Here is a 17,226-nt window from a genome sequence, read left to right as displayed (position 1 = left end):
CACCTCATAACTATAATAAATCCTAACATCCCTTTATCGAAGGCTTCTTCAATAAACTCAAACACTTCAGACAGACACGTCTTTTCATGATTTAGTAAAAAAGCTTCTTCTTTATGGAATTCTTTTTCTATAGTTTAATCATCTTTCTGGCTTAGAGAATGAAATGAAAAAAATCTAATATTTTATAAATTGAAAAAATAATGAAAATAAAATTCTTCTTTTCCTGAGCACTATCATTAAGTATTTTAAAAGAACCTTATGAAATAACTTCACTATACGGCTTGAGATAATTTAAAAAAATTGTAATTATTTTTAGTGTAAATAATACTTTATTATCATTAAGCAGAAAGGTGATTAAATCATCAACTCTAAAAGCTAAGAGAGATAAAAATCAGAAAATCATTGCCAGCTTTGAAAAAGAACACTCTCCTCCAAGGATTAGACTTTCGAAATCACTTAATACCTGGATTAAGATAGGCTAACTCTTAATTAAGATACGTTTTCATTTTTGTGAGAGATTCTTGGACAAGAGACTCCTTAATGAGTTCATTCGCTTTATGAGAATCTAATTCCTTTTCGATAAGCACACGGGCAGCAGAAACCGCCAAATCGATAGCAGACGACGATACCATACGTATCGCATCAGCTTCTGCTTGAGCAATTTTTTGCTCTGCCAATTTATTGCGATTCTTTACATATTCTTCTGCTTTTATACGAGCTTCAGAGATAACAGCCTCAACTTCACGTTTAGCTGCAGCAATAATCTCTTGCGCATCCTTTTCTGCTTCTGCATGTTTGCGCTGATATTCAGCTAGAACTTCCTGAGCCTCTTCACGAAGACGCAGAGCTTCATCAAGCTCATCCTTGATACGCTTTGCCCGTGTATCAAGATGGCGTAAGACCATTTCTGGAACTTCAAAATAAACCAAAAGAGCTAAAAAAAGAACTAATCCAACAAAAGCCCAAAAAGTATCTGTCATTTTTGTAAATCCTCAGTAACCTGTAGCTTTAACAGCTGAACGAACAGACTCTTTACTGACTTCAACATCAATCAATTTTTTTACAATTTCAAGAGCTACTTCTTCAGCAATGGAGCCAACACTCTTCATAGCTTTATCGCGAATTTTTGCTATCTGTTTTTCAGCATCTGTCAACTTTTTCTCTAAATTTGCTTCAATTTCCTTTCGTTCAAGCTCAACCTTTTGTTTTATCTCTTCACTAGCTGTCTGCGCTATAACATGAGCTTGTGAACGTGCTTGTGCTAACTTCCGTTCGTAAGTTTCAACAACAATATCTGCTTCTTGTTTCATGCGCATCGCTTGATCTAAATCAGATGCGATTCGATCCCGACGTGTTTCAATAACACCACCAATACGCGGTACAATCACACGAGAAATGAAAAGATAAAAAAGCCCAAAAGAAATTGCTAACCAAAAAAGATGTGAACCAAAATGCACAAAATCAAAAGGTGGAAACACACGATCGATACGCTCTGCTACATTTTTAATATGCTCTAACGATGTCTCAGTGTTCTGCGCATAAGCACTGGAAATAAACATTCTTTTTTATCCTTCAAATAACCTGACTTAAGGCTCTTTATTTTAGAACAAATGATGGCTGACTAACGTTCCTTCCTTATATAAAATCAAAAGAGCATGCCTACCTCTCATAAAGAAAGCAGATATACCCTTTTGAAAATAATCAAACCGCAAAAAGAAGCAACAAAGCAACAAGCAATGAAAAAATGCCCAAAGCCTCTGTCACAGCAAAACCAAAAACTAGACGACCAAACTGACTATCTGCAGCTGATGGATTGCGTAACGCACCAGAAAGATAGCTACCAAAAATATTTCCAAGACCTAAAGCTGTGCCTGCCATACCAAAGCAAGCAAGACCAGCACCAATATATTTTGCTGCAAGCACTAATTCCATATTATTTATTCTCCTTTAAAGCGAAATTGCACCATTTGACGGAAAACCGCCAGTTTTATTAATGCCCCGGATGGACTGCATCATTAAGATACATACAAGTTAAAACCGTAAAAACGTAAGCCTGAAGAAACGCAACCAAAAATTCAAGAGCAGTAATCGCTACAGTCATGATAAGCGGTAAAATAGAACCACCTACGCCCATGATTCCTATTCCAATCATTGAGACAATAAAACCAGAAAAAACTTTGAGGGTAATATGGCCAGCAAGCATATTTGCAAACAAACGAAGTGAAAGACTGATAGGACGAGAGAAAAAAGAAATAACTTCAATCATCGTAACCAAAGGTAAAATCAGAACAGGCACCCCACTGGGAACAAACAGTTTCAAAAAACCAACCCCATGCTTATAAAAACCATAACTAATCACCGTAAAAATCACCAACATCGCCAGTGAAAACGTGATCATAATCTGAGAAGTAATCGTATAAAAATAAGGGAAAAGACCAATAAAATTAGCAACCAAAATAAAAGTAAACAGAGAAAAAACTAAAGGAAAAAATTGCATTCCCTGCACACCAGATGATTCTCGCAAAGTCGATGCTACAAATTCATACGCCATCTCTGAGACAGATTGCATCCGCGTTGGCACTAACCCTCGACTTGATGAGGAAATAAAGAGAAAGACTGAACTTACAACAACAGTCGCAACTATAAAAAATGATACATTTGTAAAAGATAAATCCATATTTCCTATGGAAATATTAATCAACCGTGAAACCTCAAATTGATGAACAGGATCTGGAGCGTGCGATGTCACTTCAACCTCATTTATCGGACCTTTTATCGGCCCCTTTATCTTGGCGCGACGCGCCTTTTTGACCTAATTGACTGAAGGCAATATAGCCTACAGACCGAAGAATACTCAAGACACCAGCAGCAAATCCAAGAAAAAGAAAAAATACTAATCCCCATGGCAATGAACCTGCTAGCTGGTCAAATCCTAACCCTAAAACAACGCCTACGATAATACTTGCCAAAAACTCACTAGAAAGCTTAATTGCACGTGCCATCGTTCCTTGTGGCTCTCCTCCCTCTTTTCTATACCCTCGCTTCTTTAATGCTTTTTTACGCATTAAAGCTAAACCTAAATTCTGACTACGACATTCCAAATCCTCTGAATTAAAACAGTCTTCTTGCTTTTTTCCGTCAGCTTCCTCTTTTGGTACAACGGGCTCGTTGTCCTTTGCCATAATTGGCTCCTTAATAAAAAGCAAAGTCAAAACGCATCTTACAAGACCGTGCGTAACATATTGGTCCCCAATTTATTCGTCAAGCCAATAAAAGAAATCTATCACAATTTATCGCATAAATAGCGTGGCTTTCAATTTTATAAACTGCAACCCTGAACACACCTTCAAATGCCCTCCTCATCCGGGTGATAATGCCCTGTTGCATTACCTTGAAATAAAACCATAACTGTCCTTCTGCCCGTTTGGATAATTTCTAAAACGGGTATACAGCCTAATTTGGGAAGAATATAAAGTTTTAAGGGTCTAAACCAGTTCCCATCTTTACCATCTCCTTTTAATTCGACTTTACGACTTTCAAAAACATTGAGGAGCAATATCTTTTAAATCATGCAGATTAAGCATTGCCTCACGCTTTTGTTTCTCACGTTCTTTAATGGGATCACGCCTTTCATGTAAAACAGAATGGCATTGGATTGCCAATTCACGCGTTTGTTTTAAAGAAAAATTTCTCAATGCCCGCCAGTCCATTTTGCGACACCACGCCCGTAAATGATATAACGATAAAGCCATTGTGCCTCCCCATCTTTACGCTTATGAGAAGCAAGTCAGCACCCTCATACTCTTTACTAACTCCCAATGTTGCGACAGCCATTGGCACTTGAGACGGTTCATAAGAGGCATTTTTACTTCTTGTCTTTAATAGTTTTTATCCACACGCCAGCCCCGCTTATAACGTGCAAGGGAATAGTTTTTTTGATGCAATATAAACAAGTTTGAAATGAAAGAATCTTACGATATTCAGGACTTTCATTCAACATGTAAAACAATGCATTACCGTTATAAATCAATGCGTTGTCCAAAATGTAGAAACACACTGAGCAAACATCCTCCGAGATAAATCCGTTATTTTAGGCTTCATCCATCCTTCATCAATAAAACGCATTCCTCTTTGAATGTACGAAATATAAGCCCTCCCTTTTCATACAGAACATATACAAAGAGCTGTTAAACAGGATTTTAAAGATGAACGCTATACCACTTTGTGCAATTGCAATCAAAGTTGGCGTTTCTCTTCCTACCACTTGAATATTGATAACTTTTGCAAACATTTTTATTTGAATAAACCACCGCAAACAGTGGCATTCTTGCCCCCCAACTACCTTTACTGCCTATGGAAAGATGGTGCAAAGCTCTTTGCACAAGCCAGCACCATAATGCTATTCTCTAGTCTCCAATTTCGCATCTGCTCCTGCATTAAGAGGATTGTATTCTTTCTCAAACGATTTTTGTCCACATGTTAATCTCTCCTCTAACGTGGAATTAAACTGCAATTTTTTAATTTTGATAAGGGGAATTGAAATGAAAGAGTATTACTCTATCGGATTTTCTCATTTAATAAGGAGAGTAATAAATTATTTTTATAAATCAATTTATCATATCGAAGATAACATTATGTCTATTTTGTTGATCAATTCATTTTTGATATTAAAACTCAATAATTCATAAAAAAGCTTATTTAAAAAATTGTTTTTATTAAATGCAGATTTCATAAACTTTGAAAAAATAGAGAGTGATTATTTCTTTTTGGAACGCGTTGCAAAGGGATTATCAGATGCCCGTAATGATATGCGAATTGGTATCCCAGGCATATCAAACGTATTACGCAATTCATTAGAAAGATAACGTAAATACGATTGAGGCATGAGCTTTGGTCGCGAGCAAGAAAACACAAATCCAGGAGGACGTGTCTTAACCTGTGTGACATATTTGACCTTAAGTCGACGCCCCAAAACCGCAGGCGGGGGATGATGCGCAACGATCGTTTCAAGCCATCGGTTCAATTTTCCCGTGGAAATACGACGATTCCACACACGGTGCATCATCATGACATTTTCCATCAATTTATCAATCCCTTGACCATATTGACCCGATAAAGGAACAGCTCTCAAACCACGAACTTGAGGAAGAAGGCGGATGCATTTTTCATGCAAATCAACCAATGTTGCCTGACTATTTTCAATAAGATCCCACTTATTGAAAGCAATAAGTGGAACACGCCCTTCACGAATCACAAGATCAGCAATTTGTAAATCCTGCTTTTCAAAAGGTGTAGTTGCATCAAAAACAATTACTACCACTTCCGCAAAACGAATTGCACGCAAAGTATCTGCAACAGAAAGTTTTTCTAATTTTTCTTGAATTTTCGACTTTCGACGTAAACCTGCAGTATCAAAAAGCTTAATATGACGACCGCGCCATTCCCAATCCACAGAAATGGAATCACGAGTTAATCCTGCTTCAGGTCCTGTCAACAAACGATCTTGCCCTAACATCCTATTGATGAGAGTTGATTTTCCGGTGTTTGGGCGACCAGCAACTGCAATCCGAAGGGGTTTACTTTTATCGTAAACATCCCCCTTTTCTTCTAAATTATCAATATAATCATCAAGAGATGCTGACTGTAAAGCAATATGTTCTTCTTGGTTTTTGCTTGCAAAAATTCTCTCTCCCCCACTAGCCTTCATAATTGCATCACGAAGATCCGAAAGACCTAAACCATGTTCAGCAGATATTGAACAAGGCTCCCCCAACCCTAACGACCATGCCTCATATTCTCCCCCAATTGCCGCTTTTGACTCAGATTTATTGGCAACAAGCACAATCGGCTTGCCTGATTTGCGAACCAGTGACGCAAAATTTAAATCACTCGGCGTTATTCCACTCTTTGCATCAAATACAAATAAAATAAGATCCGCTTCATCGATAGCAGCTTTTGTATGAGCACGCATACGACCTTCGAGTGTATGATCACCGGTTTCTTCCAACCCAGCCGTATCAATCACATCAAAACGCAGATCTTGAAGTGTTGCAGCATGAACACGCCGATCGCGTGTCACACCAGGCTTATCATCAACCAAAGCCAATTTTTGCCCAACCAAACGATTAAAAAGCGTTGACTTTCCAACATTAGGACGACCAACTATAGCAATGGTAAGGCTCATTAATTTATTCCCTATTTGCCTTGCCCTCAGCTTGCATAAGCTCAAGCATAATGCGTGCTCTCTCTGTTATTTTTGATCCTAGAGCACCTTCTTTAGAAATCTTCCTAAAATAATCAACCGCCTCATCCATTTTATCAGCTTTATAAGCAGCTAAACCCAAAGCCTCTCTTGCAGACATACGCATAGACCCAAGATCATTTGCCATGTCTTTGACGCGTTTTTTGACATCATCTAAGCTTCCTGTATCAACCAAAATATAAGCCGCCCGAATTTTTGCAACTGCCCGCAAAATTGGTGGTGCTTTTTCATCAGCCGCGATAGAATCAAAAACCTCCACTGATTTAACAGCATCCCCTTGTTCCATGAGTAAAGAAGCCTCACGCAAACGCGCAAGAAAAGGATACCCACCAAAGTTAGAGGCTTTAACATCTTCCAATCGTTTCATCGCCTCATCAAAATGGCGTGTATCCGCAAAATCAAGAACTTCTATAAATGCATCACCAATATGACCGGCTTTCTTCATTTGCACATGATGATAAATTTGATAAATAACGATCATCAATACAAAAATAATGGCTGCAAAAACAACCCACAAACCGTAACGTCTCCAAAAAGCAAGAGCCTTTTCCTGACGAAACTCTGCATTAACTTCAGAAATAAAACTATCATACGACATGTATCATAACCTTGAAAAAAATTACTTTCTGCACTTTTACGCATAAATGAATAAATATGGTAGCCCTAATTAACTTAAAATCTTAAAATTGCCAGTTTATTCGTTTCAAATCATAGCCTATTCATTTCAAATCACTGTATATCTGATCGGATTGGATTTTTTCAAATGTATCAATCAAAAACAATGTTAATGCCTTTTAGTTCACATTACAGCTCTTAGAGAGCTTTATTTGTAAAAATAGGAAAGTCATCACGGGTCTATCGTTACTATGAATACTTGCTTACAATCTCGATAGTGTTATCCTTATCTCCCCCTAGTGAGTTAGGAGCATCACTCATTATGTGTATAGAAAAAACCTTTTAAAATCTTAAAAGTAACTGGTGTGTTGTGGTTTTTAAAATCCTCAACAGTAAAATGACAATGGAAAGCCAATTCACTAAAAACATCATAAAAAATCCATAGCTCAATTTTCATAATTGAAAACATTTTAAACCAAATAAACAAGCATTTTTACTCTCATAAAATTAATACTGAAGTCCATAATAAAGCTTGATACAAATACATGCTTCAAGCAAAACCATTTACGCAAAGTCTCTCATTTCAACTTACCTTTATAAGATTAACGACCTTTGTGATTGGATATTTATAGGTTCTAAAAATGTTCTATTGTAATGGCCAAATCCACATGAGCATTGGAACCGCAACAATTATTATTAATACTGCCAAAGGAGCGCCAAAGCGTGGATAATCACTAAAACGATATCCTCCTGGCGCCATCACAAGCATATTACTTTGATGTCCAATAGGTGTAAGAAACTCACACCCCGCACCAATTGCAACAGCCATCAGAAAAGCTTCAGGTTTATAATGAAGAGAATGCGCAAAACTCGACGAGATTGGTGCTACCATCATCACTGTCGCTGCATTATTTAAAAATGGCGTTACCAACATGGCTGTAATCAACATAAGCGCTAATGCACCAGATGGAGGAAAAAATACCGCTAATTGACTAAGCCACTGACCTATAAGATCCGTACATCCTGTCTTCTCTAACGCTTCACTCACTGGAATAAGAACTGCTAATAAGACTAATATTTGACCATCGAGTGCTTGATACAAATCACGCGCTGGAAAAACGCGAAAGATAACCATTGCAGCGGCAGCAGAAAAAAAAGAAAACGCAACTGGAACAATCTGAAAAGCCGTAAAAATAATTGCTATAAAGAGAATAGCTAAAGAGACGAAACCATGTCGTAAATTACCAAACACAATATTACGTTTTGCTAAAGGCAAACATTTCAGTTCCCGTAACAAATTTGGGATAACCGCATCTTGTCCCTGCAAAACAATCACATCACCAAGATGAAAGTCTATATCACCGAGTCTCCCCCGCACTCTTTCATGCTGACGACTTAACGCAAGCAAATTCACATTATAGCGATCAAAGAGTGAAAAACCTCTCGCGCTGACACCAATAAGAGGTGAATTATGTGTTATGACTGCCTCAACAATATTAATGTCGCTGTCCTTATCACCCGTGGAAATAGTTCGATCAGTAGCAAACTCTAAACGAGCAGCACTCATTACACTATCTAGCCCCGTATGTGAACCTTCCAGCAAAACAATATCATTTTCAGACAAAACAAAATCTGGCAATGGGGAAATAGATATTTTATTTCTGATAATTTGAACCACCATAACATCACCGCCTGATGGCTTAACAAGATCAACAATAGTTTTTCCCACAATCGGCGAATTTGCTGGAATATGCACTTCCAAAACATAATTACGAATATCAATCGCATCATCAAACGAAACACCTGAACGAACACGCACAGGCAAACGCCAAGAAAAAAAAACCAAATATAAGACACCAGCAGTAGCAACAGCTGCACCAACCGGTGTAAAATCAAACATAGTAAAAGGAGCCCCAGATAAACGTTCTCGCATAGCTGAAATGACAACGTTAGGGGAAGTTCCTATCTGAGTCATAAGACCACCTAACAAAGAACCAAATGCCATTGGCATCAAAAAGACAGAAGGTGAAACCTGAGAACGACGAGCAAATTGAAAAGCAATCGGAAGCATGATAGCCAAAGCACCAATGTTTTTAACAAACATTGATAAAAGCACCACAGAAATAACCAAAAACGCCAATTGAAGGCGCACAGATTTTACCTCTGGCCAAATCCGTTGGATAATAAATTCCATTATACCAGAACGCGATACAGCCGTACTGACAACAAATACACTCCCTACAATGATAACAATATCATTACTAAAACCGCTAAACGCCTCCTTCGGGCTGACAAGGCCAACAATGCAAGCAATCAGTAATGTACAAATAGCGATAAGATCATAACGGAACCGATCCCAAATAAAAAAAATCATCATGAGACCAATGATAGGAAAAGCCATTATTTGATTTTCTGTCATGATACCCATTTCTCCCCATTAAATTGTAATAAACAATACCATATCTTCTGTGTTTTAGCTGTTCTTATAAACAGCGGCAAGATAAAAGCAGAAATAGGAATACCTTAGAGTGATTTAAAATGGTAAAATGAGGATCAGCATATATCTTCTTGTCTGTTATAAGTGCCTTTTATAAAAGGCTAAAACCAAAGAAAATTGGTGACAATTAATACAGTTGCATTATAAAAAAGCGAGAATGCCTCTAAAAAAGAGAGTAAAAATAGATAACTGTTGAAAATGGTACATGCTATATTTTAACATTTGTCGTTATTTAAAGAAATTTATTTTCACTCTTTTGAGAAAATGATAAAAGTGAAAGAAAAAATAATGATCAATCTTAATAGTGGGTACCGAAGTAATCTAAAACATTGGCTTACACTTATTATTGGATTTTTTGCTATTCTGGCAATTATATTTGTCGGCGGTTTTTATATGGCAAAACCCTATCTTGACAGTTTTGTGAAACAAGAAATAGCACGTCGCTCCATAAAAGCAAAAACATCTGAAGTTAGTATCATAGGCAAAGTCAATTTGACAAATGTTACCCTACCAGTTCCTGCCGGAATATCACTTAAAATTGGTGCCATTTCAGCTCGCCCCCCTCTTTTTTTTATTCCTGGCACTTTTACACTTTATAATGTTGACTTAAAGCGTCATAATATTCACCTCCAAATTCCCAAAATTTCTTTTAATAGCGTATCCTTAAAAGAAAAGGATAAAACAATCACATCGCGTCTTTTGCAACAAATTATGCGTCTTCAATTTGCCTCCATGATTGCACCAGATATATCTCTTTCTGTAAAAAACGAGAATAAATTAACCGGAAAATTTGAAATAAAAGGTTTTCAGCTTTCTCATTTTAAAAATGGTCGTATTGGTTCTGTTAGCATCAAAAATATGGGCCTTGCGACGATAACCGCAAATGGTACAAAACAGATGCTGAACGTCAAGAGTAATACAATAAAAGCGCAAGATATTGACATCAATTACGCACATTCTATCATTTTCGGAAAACGTAACGTTCTCAATCAAGGAAAAACCATCATTGGTCCTATTTCTTTAGAGAACGTAATGGTCAATGTTTTTGAAGAAAAAGAGAAGAATATTTCCTTTTCTCTTGGCAAATTCAAAACATCTGGCCTAAAAATGAAGCCGTTCAAACAAACACCTGAGAGATTAGTTGAAGCTTATCTTAATGCAAGGAAAGAAAATAACCAAGAAGCTGAAAAAATAACAGAGAATGCTATTATTCTAAACACTCTACTTGCTACTACTTCAATCGATGCCAAAATTGATAACGTCACCATTGATATACCACAGTTAAAAGCAACCCTTGCATCCTTCCAATTCAAACCAAGCCAATGGGAGCAGCCTATACCGAAAAAACTTCTGCTCTCTCTCGATAATCTCTCGATTGTACCTAAAAAAATGAATGAAAAAGACTTAGAATTCCTCCAAAACATGGATGTTGAACGCCTTGATCTTTCAGGAAAACTTAATATCTCCTATGATGAAAAAAGGCATACCCTCCTTCTTAATCCAATGTCTTTCAATATAAAGAATATTGGCTCTGGAGAAATATCTGCTAAAGCTATTGATGTTGATACAAAGCTCTTCTCTGGGCAAAAAGAGGCAATAACTGCTGTCTCTCAAAATTTTGGTATAACTGAAATTGACGTACGCTATACGGATGCTGGTTTCATTGATAAACTCTTTTCTTATCTTGCACAAAATCTTAATGACAGCAAACATGATCTCAAAAAGGAACTCTATGATGACTTCTATATCATGATGACACAAAGCCCCCGAATATTTTTGAAAAATCACGAAAAAGCTGAAAGTATTGCAAAGTCCTTTGGTGATTTTGCTAAAAATCCACAAACATTGATTATTAAAATAACAGCAAAAGATAACAAAGGCCTCACAATCGCTGATCTCGAAACTGCACTTCAAAATGATTTGTCCACAGCTTTGAGCAAAGTAAATCTCACTGTCAAAAATGAATCATCACCTTAAAAAAATATGTTTATTTTTTAATATAATGATCTTGTCTATAAGATTTAAGAGCTTTATCCTTCTTTTTTCTTTTGTATGGTACAAGAGAATACCATACAAAAGAGTTCATGTAGAAAATATATATTCGTAAAATTGTCGATAGTTGGAGTTGTTTATGTCTGATTTATCTTCAAATCGCCTGCCTAATCGCGCTTCTCGTGTTACGAATCAAGCGCTTTCAGCTATTGAGCGTTTTCTCCATATCGAAGCCCTCAGCGGTGTTGTCCTTTTATTAGCCGCTGCTGCTGCACTCATGTTTGCCAATTCTGAATATGCTTCTCTTTACGAATCCTTCTGGCATACACCTCTTGGCTTTAACTTTGGCCATTTTACCCTTTCATGGGATTTACATTTCTGGGTTAACGATGCTCTCATGGCTGTTTTCTTTCTCGTAGCTGGAATGGAAATCCGACGTGAAATTCATGAAGGTGCTCTAGCCGATTTTAAACAAGCAATTTTACCAATTGTTGCAGCAATAGGTGGAGTTTGTCTTCCTGCAATTATTTATTTCAGCTTCAACTTTAACAGTGGACAGATACATGGTTGGGCTGTGCCAACAGCAACAGATATTGCCTTTGCGCTAGGTATTCTTGCTCTTCTTGGAAAAAAAATTCCTTCTAACCTTCATATCATTCTCTTATCCTTAGCAATTATTGATGATATTATAGCTGTTCTTATTATTGCTTTTTTCTATTCAACGAACATTGATCCTAGTGGTCTCGTTATTGCTATAGCAGGTATTGCTTTAGTATTATTTTTTCAATGGATTGGATTCGCATCAGCATGGCTTTACATTCTACCTGGTGCAATCATTTGGTGGGGCTTAATGGTAACGGGCATTCATCCATCACTTGCAGGTGTGATTTTAGGTATGATGACTCCAGTTCTTCCGACTCGTACGCTTATAGCTCCGCTTACAATACTGAGCAACGCTATGCAAATTCTTCAAGAAAAAAATACAAAAACAGACCTGCATCATATCTCAACTGCACTGAAAAAAATGCGTAAAGGACAACGTGATATAATTGCGCCAGTAACACGTATTCAAAAAGCATTGCATCCATGGGTCGCATATGGTGTGATGCCAATTTTCGCTTTTGCAAATGCTGGTGTTAGTTTTGCAAATTTTGATCTTTCTTCTGATAAATCTTTCTTGATTGTTCTTGGTGTTGTAATTGGTCTCTTTATTGGTAAACCTCTTGGTATTATAACTGCAAGTTATCTAGCAGTAAAATCAGGGCTGTGTCGATTGCCTCCTCAAATGACATGGGCAGGAATTTTGTTGATTGGGTTTTTAGCAGGAATTGGCTTTACAATGTCTATCTTTGTTTCAATGCTTGCTTTTAAAGATATTGTTCTGCTTGATTCTGCAAAAATTGGTGTTCTTTGTGGATCTGGTTTATCTGCTCTTATCGGGCTTGGATATGGCCTCATTTATATCAAACGCAATAAAAAAGCGTCTCATAGTTCTCAATAAAAACAAACGAAAACCTACTTTCTTATGCTCATCTTTTACAAAACAGTTTGATTGAGTTGTTACATTATGGCTGTATCATAATTACAAAAATGAATAAGAAAAAACATTCTGATATCTATCATCGACTGACAATTGGAAAAGGTATTTTTTTGAAAATTATTTAATCCCATCTTAAAATCTTATGTAAGGAGATCCATCCTCATAATGTGTGATTAGCATAAAACACTACGTCCTCATCTGATTTTGTTTAGATCCTGACCGATTAATATAGATGAATGGTGTGTGTAAGATAATCAAAAGGAACAAATTATCTATTGTAACCTTTTCAAAAGGTTTTAATGAACAGTCTCAAATATCTCAATTTTATCATAACTATAATTATGCAAATTACGGTTTTCATAAACGCAGTAGATTGTTATTTAGTTTGATTGAAACTATCTGAGGCTTTTCTTACTGAAGTTGATATAAATGACCTTATATCCAAAGCCGAAAAGAGTAGATAAATCAAACCTGGAAATCAGTACGTTAAGAAAAAAGAAGGATTTTGTGCATTCTTTAAAGTGAATATCTTCCTTCAACTCACAATTGCTGTGCGCTTATTTATTTTAGATTTTTATTCACCCTTATGCAAAAAATAAAATTAAATCCACCGTATCTATAGAAAGTTTTCAACAATCATTTGAGAAAATAAAAAATATTAAGGGAATATATCTCGTCGCCTCTATTTTGCATAATAGCGTGAATAATTCAATGAAATCAAATCTATAAGCTCTATAATTTAACTCAGCATTCACAAAGTTTCCTACATAACATATATATTTGAACGAGTGTATATTTCTCATCTTCCATTGAACAACTTATGTAGGGAGTTTTTCACTCCCCTACTCCTATGAATGATCACATTATTGGAAACCTTTTATGCTTAACCCTTATCAAGTCCATAAACAGCATGTAATGTTCTCACTGCAAGCTCAGTATAAACGCTGTCAATCAAAATAGAAATCTTAATCTCTGAAGTCGTGATTGCTTGAATATTAATACCCTTTTCAGCCAAAGCCCTAAAAGCTGTAGCCGCAACACCTGCATGACTGCGCATTCCAACACCAATAACAGATATCTTGGCAAGACCGCTTTCAGATTGGATAACATCAAACCCAATCTCTTTACGATTTTTCTCAAGAAGCGCAACAGCCTTATCTACATCTGCTGATGGTACAGTAAAAGTCATATCAGTTTTTGAACCATCTTCAGAAATATTTTGTACAATCATATCAACATTAATTCGCGCTTCGGCCAAGGGGCCAAAAATTGCTGCGGAGATCCCTGGGCGATCTGCAAGCCGACGGAGCGAAATTTGCGCTTCATCCTTAGCAAAAGCAATACCAGTAACATTCTGTTGTTCCACGATTTCATCCTCATCGCAAATAAGTGTTCCAGAAGAATTCATTGGATCACCCATGCCTAATGCATTGGGATCCTCAAAACTTGAACGCACGAAGGTACGGACGTTATGAACCATAGCCAATTCAACAGACCGAACCTGTAAAACTTTTGCCCCAAGAGAAGCCATTTCCAGCATTTCTTCAAAAGCCACTTTTGGTAAACGACGTGCCTTAGGTTCTACGCGCGGATCCGTTGTATAAACACCGTCCACATCTGTATAAATATCACAACGATCAGCCTGTATAGCTGCTGCCATTGCAACAGCACTTGTATCTGATCCACCACGCCCCAAAGTAGAAATCCGATTATCTGGCGCCAATCCTTGAAAACCAGCAATAACTGCTACCTGACCTTCCTGAAAACGTTGTATTAAAAAAGATCCATCAATATCTGTAATACGTGCACTCCCATGTGCACTATCTGTGTGAATAGGAATTTGCCAACCAAGCCATGAACGAGCATTCACTCCCATTTCTTGAAGTGTAAGGGCCAACAAACCTGCCGTTACCTGTTCACCAGAAGCAACAACCACATCATATTCATAAGCATCTTTATGTATTGGTGAAGCGTCACATGTCCACTGAACAAGCTCATTAGTTTTACCGGCCATTGCGGATACCACCACCGCAACCTCATTGCCCGCATCTACCTCTCTTTTAACATGCTGTGCAACATTATAAATACGTTCAATGTTTGCTACAGATGTTCCGCCAAATTTCATGACAATCCGCGCCATCAATAATACTCTTACCTTTACGTTTCTTATCTCAAACGACAGTAAAAATAAGGACTTACTCCCGTATCAATAAACCACTTTTCACATACCTAATATCTATCATTTGTGCAAGTGCACTCTATGTATGTTAATTTCCCTTGACTTTGGATACAATCAACTTGACTTAATTATGAAAAAATAAAAAATGAGCAATATGATAAATGAAACACGCACCACACTTGATCAAAGTGAAGTTGACCATTTTTCGCGTATTGCCGCTGAATGGTGGAATCCACACGGAAAATTTCGGCCACTTCATCAATTCAATCCAACACGCCTTGCTTACATTAGAGAAAAAATCTGTCTAGAACTTCATCGTGATCCTGTTTCACTTAAGCCCTTCGAAAATTTAAAAATCCTTGATATTGGCTGTGGAGGTGGTTTATTATGCGAACCAATGGCACGTCTTGGCGCTATGGTTGTAGGAGCTGATGCTTCCCAAACAAATATTGAAGTCGCAAAAATCCACGCAGCCCAAAATGGCCTTTCAATTGACTACCGCACCACTACTGCGGAAGCACTTGCTACTGAAGGAGAGCAATTTGATATCATCCTTAATATGGAAGTTGTTGAACATGTGGCTGATGTTAATCTCTTCATAGAGGCTACAGCAAAAATGCTCAAGCCACAAGGATTGATGTTTATCTCAACACTCAACCGTACATGGAAAGCATGGGGACTCGCTATTATAGGCGCTGAATATATTTTACGTTGGCTTCCGAAAGGAACCCACAACTATAAAAAGTTTCTCAAACCTCGAGAACTGAAGAATCTCTTATTACAAAACGCTCTCACTGTCGTTGATGAGATCGGTGTTACTTATAATCCATTAAACGACAGCTGGAATCGCTCAAAAGATATGAACGTTAATTATCTGCTTCTGGCAAAAAAATCTTAAGCAAACATAATCTCCAATTAATTTAATGTACGTCCTGCAACAAAGAATCGAGCTTCCCTTTATTTTCTAAAGCGTAAAGATCATCACAACCGCCAACATGATAATCACCTATAAAAATTTGTGGAAATGTATTACGCCCATTCGCTCGCTGCACCATTTCTTGGCGAAGAGAAGTTGATGCGTCAATATCTGTATATTTTACACCTTTTTTATCAAGCAAATCACGTGCTCTCTTGCAGTAAGGACAGTTAGGACGTGTATAAAGTATGATTTCTTTCATCGTGTTTTCTCCAATGTTTTCAAAATATTTATAAATTAAAGCTTCTCTCAAGAATTAGGAAATATAGAAGCCTCTTTTAGTACACGTGAAAATGTTAGCACATCAACTTGACGCGCCCCTGCACGTTTTAATGTTGCAGCTGCGGCTGTAACTGTCGCGCCTGTTGTAAAAACATCATCAATGAGCAAAATAGAACGTCCCTTTAGATATTTTTTAACTTTACGTGGTACTTCAAAAGCATTCAGCACATTCAGTTTTCGTTCCCTAGCAGATAAATTCACCTGCGGGCGAGTATGCCGACAACGTACAAGCCAACCGGGCTTAAATTCTTTTTTCTGCACTCTTGCAATATAACGCGCAAGCTCAGCAGATTGATTATAACGTCGCTTCAAAAAACGACGAAAATGCAAAGGAACGGAAATAATAATATCGCAATCATCAACAATCTCACGTCCAGCAGATACCATCCAATTAGCCATAAAAGATGCCAATTCTACATGATCACCATATTTTAATCGTGTTACCAGAGATTGTGCTACCCCCTTGTGAACAATAACTGAGCGAACACGTGAAAAAGGTAGAGAATTTTGAAGCGCTTCACCACTGAGAAAACCGTCCCCCATATCATAAACAAAAGGAACTCCCATAACAGGACAATAAGGTTTTGTAATAAATTGAAGATCTTTCCAACACTCAGAGCAAATGGTACCATAAGCAGAAACTCTTTGCTTACATCCAGGGCAAATCGGCGGATATAAAATTGTTAGCAAGCGCTCAGTAAATTTACTTAATATATTCCCGCCATTTAAAGCCACTTCTTGAAAACATAACATCATTAATTTAGGCTTTTATAGCTTCCCTGTACAAAAAATCTTTTTTTATTTTTAATTTTAATTCCTTTAAAAACTCTTACTTCTTAGAAATTTGTTTTTCTTTCACATCATAAACTTGACAAAACTTGCA

General features: G+C 37.1%; 14 protein-coding genes and 1 pseudogene. 3 read left to right on the top strand and 12 right to left on the bottom strand.

Translation table 11 applies throughout. The features are described 5' to 3' along the window. Positions 1–485: 485 nt before the first annotated feature. The 9 genes and pseudogenes from AYT27_RS02150 to AYT27_RS02110 form a co-directional block, all read right to left on the bottom strand. Positions 486–980, bottom strand: a complete 495-nt coding sequence (locus AYT27_RS02150; protein ID WP_011180348.1) for a F0F1 ATP synthase subunit B — start codon at positions 978–980, stop codon at positions 486–488. A gap of 12 nt (positions 981–992) precedes the next feature. Then, the gene (locus tag AYT27_RS02145) at positions 993–1,559 is read right to left on the bottom strand and encodes a F0F1 ATP synthase subunit B (protein ID WP_011180347.1); all 567 of its coding nucleotides are present in this window, start codon (positions 1,557–1,559) and stop codon (positions 993–995) included. 142 nt (positions 1,560–1,701) lie between these two features. Continuing rightward, positions 1,702–1,932 carry a F0F1 ATP synthase subunit C gene (locus tag AYT27_RS02140; protein ID WP_004855165.1) on the bottom strand — a complete coding sequence of 77 codons (231 nt, stop codon included), beginning with the start codon at positions 1,930–1,932 and terminating at the stop codon, positions 1,702–1,704. Between the two features lie 58 nt (positions 1,933–1,990). After that, positions 1,991–2,749: a F0F1 ATP synthase subunit A gene (locus tag AYT27_RS02135; protein WP_011180346.1), complete on the bottom strand. Its 759-nt coding sequence runs from the start codon at positions 2,747–2,749 to the stop codon at positions 1,991–1,993. A gap of 7 nt (positions 2,750–2,756) precedes the next feature. Beyond that, positions 2,757–3,182, bottom strand: coding sequence for an AtpZ/AtpI family protein (locus tag AYT27_RS02130; protein WP_011180345.1), 426 nt, complete (start codon positions 3,180–3,182; stop codon positions 2,757–2,759). Between the two features lie 221 nt (positions 3,183–3,403). Beyond that, a pseudogene (locus tag AYT27_RS09140) lies at positions 3,404–3,863 on the bottom strand (integrase); the annotation flags it as partial. 893 nt (positions 3,864–4,756) lie between these two features. After that, positions 4,757–6,184: a ribosome biogenesis GTPase Der gene (gene der, locus AYT27_RS02120; RefSeq protein WP_011180344.1), complete on the bottom strand. Its 1,428-nt coding sequence runs from the start codon at positions 6,182–6,184 to the stop codon at positions 4,757–4,759. Positions 6,185–6,188: 4 nt separating this feature from the next. Continuing rightward, on the bottom strand, positions 6,189–6,860 hold the full coding sequence (locus AYT27_RS02115; RefSeq protein ID WP_011180343.1) for a DUF2659 family protein: 672 nt from the start codon (positions 6,858–6,860) through the stop codon (positions 6,189–6,191). Positions 6,861–7,523: 663 nt separating this feature from the next. Further along, the gene (locus tag AYT27_RS02110; protein ID WP_011180342.1) at positions 7,524–9,296 is read right to left on the bottom strand and encodes an SLC13 family permease; all 1,773 of its coding nucleotides are present in this window, start codon (positions 9,294–9,296) and stop codon (positions 7,524–7,526) included. Positions 9,297–9,662: 366 nt separating this feature from the next. Here AYT27_RS02110 and AYT27_RS02105 point away from each other — a divergent pair, with 366 nt between their 5' ends. Beyond that, complete coding sequence (locus AYT27_RS02105) at positions 9,663–11,351, top strand: hypothetical protein (protein ID WP_011180341.1); 1,689 nt, start codon at positions 9,663–9,665, stop codon at positions 11,349–11,351. A 154-nt stretch (positions 11,352–11,505) separates the two neighbouring features. Then, positions 11,506–12,867, top strand: coding sequence for a Na+/H+ antiporter NhaA (gene nhaA / locus AYT27_RS02100; RefSeq protein ID WP_011180340.1), 1,362 nt, complete (start codon positions 11,506–11,508; stop codon positions 12,865–12,867). Between the two features lie 922 nt (positions 12,868–13,789). Here the strand turns inward: nhaA and AYT27_RS02095 are convergent. Next, the gene (locus AYT27_RS02095) at positions 13,790–15,046 is read right to left on the bottom strand and encodes an aspartate kinase (protein WP_011180339.1); all 1,257 of its coding nucleotides are present in this window, start codon (positions 15,044–15,046) and stop codon (positions 13,790–13,792) included. A gap of 193 nt (positions 15,047–15,239) precedes the next feature. Here AYT27_RS02095 and ubiG point away from each other — a divergent pair, with 193 nt between their 5' ends. Then, positions 15,240–15,983, top strand: a complete 744-nt coding sequence (gene ubiG, locus AYT27_RS02090; RefSeq protein WP_011180338.1) for a bifunctional 2-polyprenyl-6-hydroxyphenol methylase/3-demethylubiquinol 3-O-methyltransferase UbiG — start codon at positions 15,240–15,242, stop codon at positions 15,981–15,983. Between the two features lie 22 nt (positions 15,984–16,005). Here ubiG and grxC read toward each other — a convergent pair whose 3' ends face one another. Beyond that, positions 16,006–16,263 (bottom strand): glutaredoxin 3, encoded by a 258-nt coding sequence (gene grxC, locus AYT27_RS02085; RefSeq protein WP_011180337.1) that lies wholly within the window; start codon positions 16,261–16,263, stop codon positions 16,006–16,008. A 47-nt stretch (positions 16,264–16,310) separates the two neighbouring features. Next, on the bottom strand, positions 16,311–17,096 hold the full coding sequence (locus AYT27_RS02080; RefSeq protein WP_034447412.1) for a ComF family protein: 786 nt from the start codon (positions 17,094–17,096) through the stop codon (positions 16,311–16,313). Between the last annotated feature and the right edge of the window lie 130 nt (positions 17,097–17,226).

It is taken from the genome of Bartonella henselae str. Houston-1, assembly GCF_000046705.1.
Classification (GTDB): Bacteria; Pseudomonadota; Alphaproteobacteria; order Rhizobiales; family Rhizobiaceae; genus Bartonella; species Bartonella henselae.
Note: the sequence above shows the minus strand (reverse complement) of the source record. Positions and strands in the feature narration are given on the sequence as shown.

Bases quoted from the DNA above. Each gene is read 5' to 3' on its own strand.
- nhaA (WP_011180340.1), top strand. From the start codon at position 11,506: ATGTCTGATTTATCTTCAAATCGCCTGCCTAATCGCGCTTCTCGTGTT.
- AYT27_RS02105 (WP_011180341.1), top strand. From the start codon at position 9,663: ATGATCAATCTTAATAGTGGGTACCGAAGTAATCTAAAACATTGGCTT.
- AYT27_RS02095 (WP_011180339.1), bottom strand. From the start codon at position 15,046: ATGGCGCGGATTGTCATGAAATTTGGCGGAACATCTGTAGCAAACATT.
- der (WP_011180344.1), bottom strand. From the start codon at position 6,184: ATGAGCCTTACCATTGCTATAGTTGGTCGTCCTAATGTTGGAAAGTCA.
- AYT27_RS02150 (WP_011180348.1), bottom strand. From the start codon at position 980: ATGACAGATACTTTTTGGGCTTTTGTTGGATTAGTTCTTTTTTTAGCT.
- AYT27_RS02130 (WP_011180345.1), bottom strand. From the start codon at position 3,182: ATGGCAAAGGACAACGAGCCCGTTGTACCAAAAGAGGAAGCTGACGGA.
- AYT27_RS02145 (WP_011180347.1), bottom strand. From the start codon at position 1,559: ATGTTTATTTCCAGTGCTTATGCGCAGAACACTGAGACATCGTTAGAG.
- ubiG (WP_011180338.1), top strand. From the start codon at position 15,240: ATGATAAATGAAACACGCACCACACTTGATCAAAGTGAAGTTGACCAT.
- AYT27_RS02115 (WP_011180343.1), bottom strand. From the start codon at position 6,860: ATGTCGTATGATAGTTTTATTTCTGAAGTTAATGCAGAGTTTCGTCAG.
- AYT27_RS02110 (WP_011180342.1), bottom strand. From the start codon at position 9,296: ATGACAGAAAATCAAATAATGGCTTTTCCTATCATTGGTCTCATGATG.
- AYT27_RS02080 (WP_034447412.1), bottom strand. From the start codon at position 17,096: ATGTTATGTTTTCAAGAAGTGGCTTTAAATGGCGGGAATATATTAAGT.
- grxC (WP_011180337.1), bottom strand. From the start codon at position 16,263: ATGAAAGAAATCATACTTTATACACGTCCTAACTGTCCTTACTGCAAG.
- AYT27_RS02140 (WP_004855165.1), bottom strand. From the start codon at position 1,932: ATGGAATTAGTGCTTGCAGCAAAATATATTGGTGCTGGTCTTGCTTGC.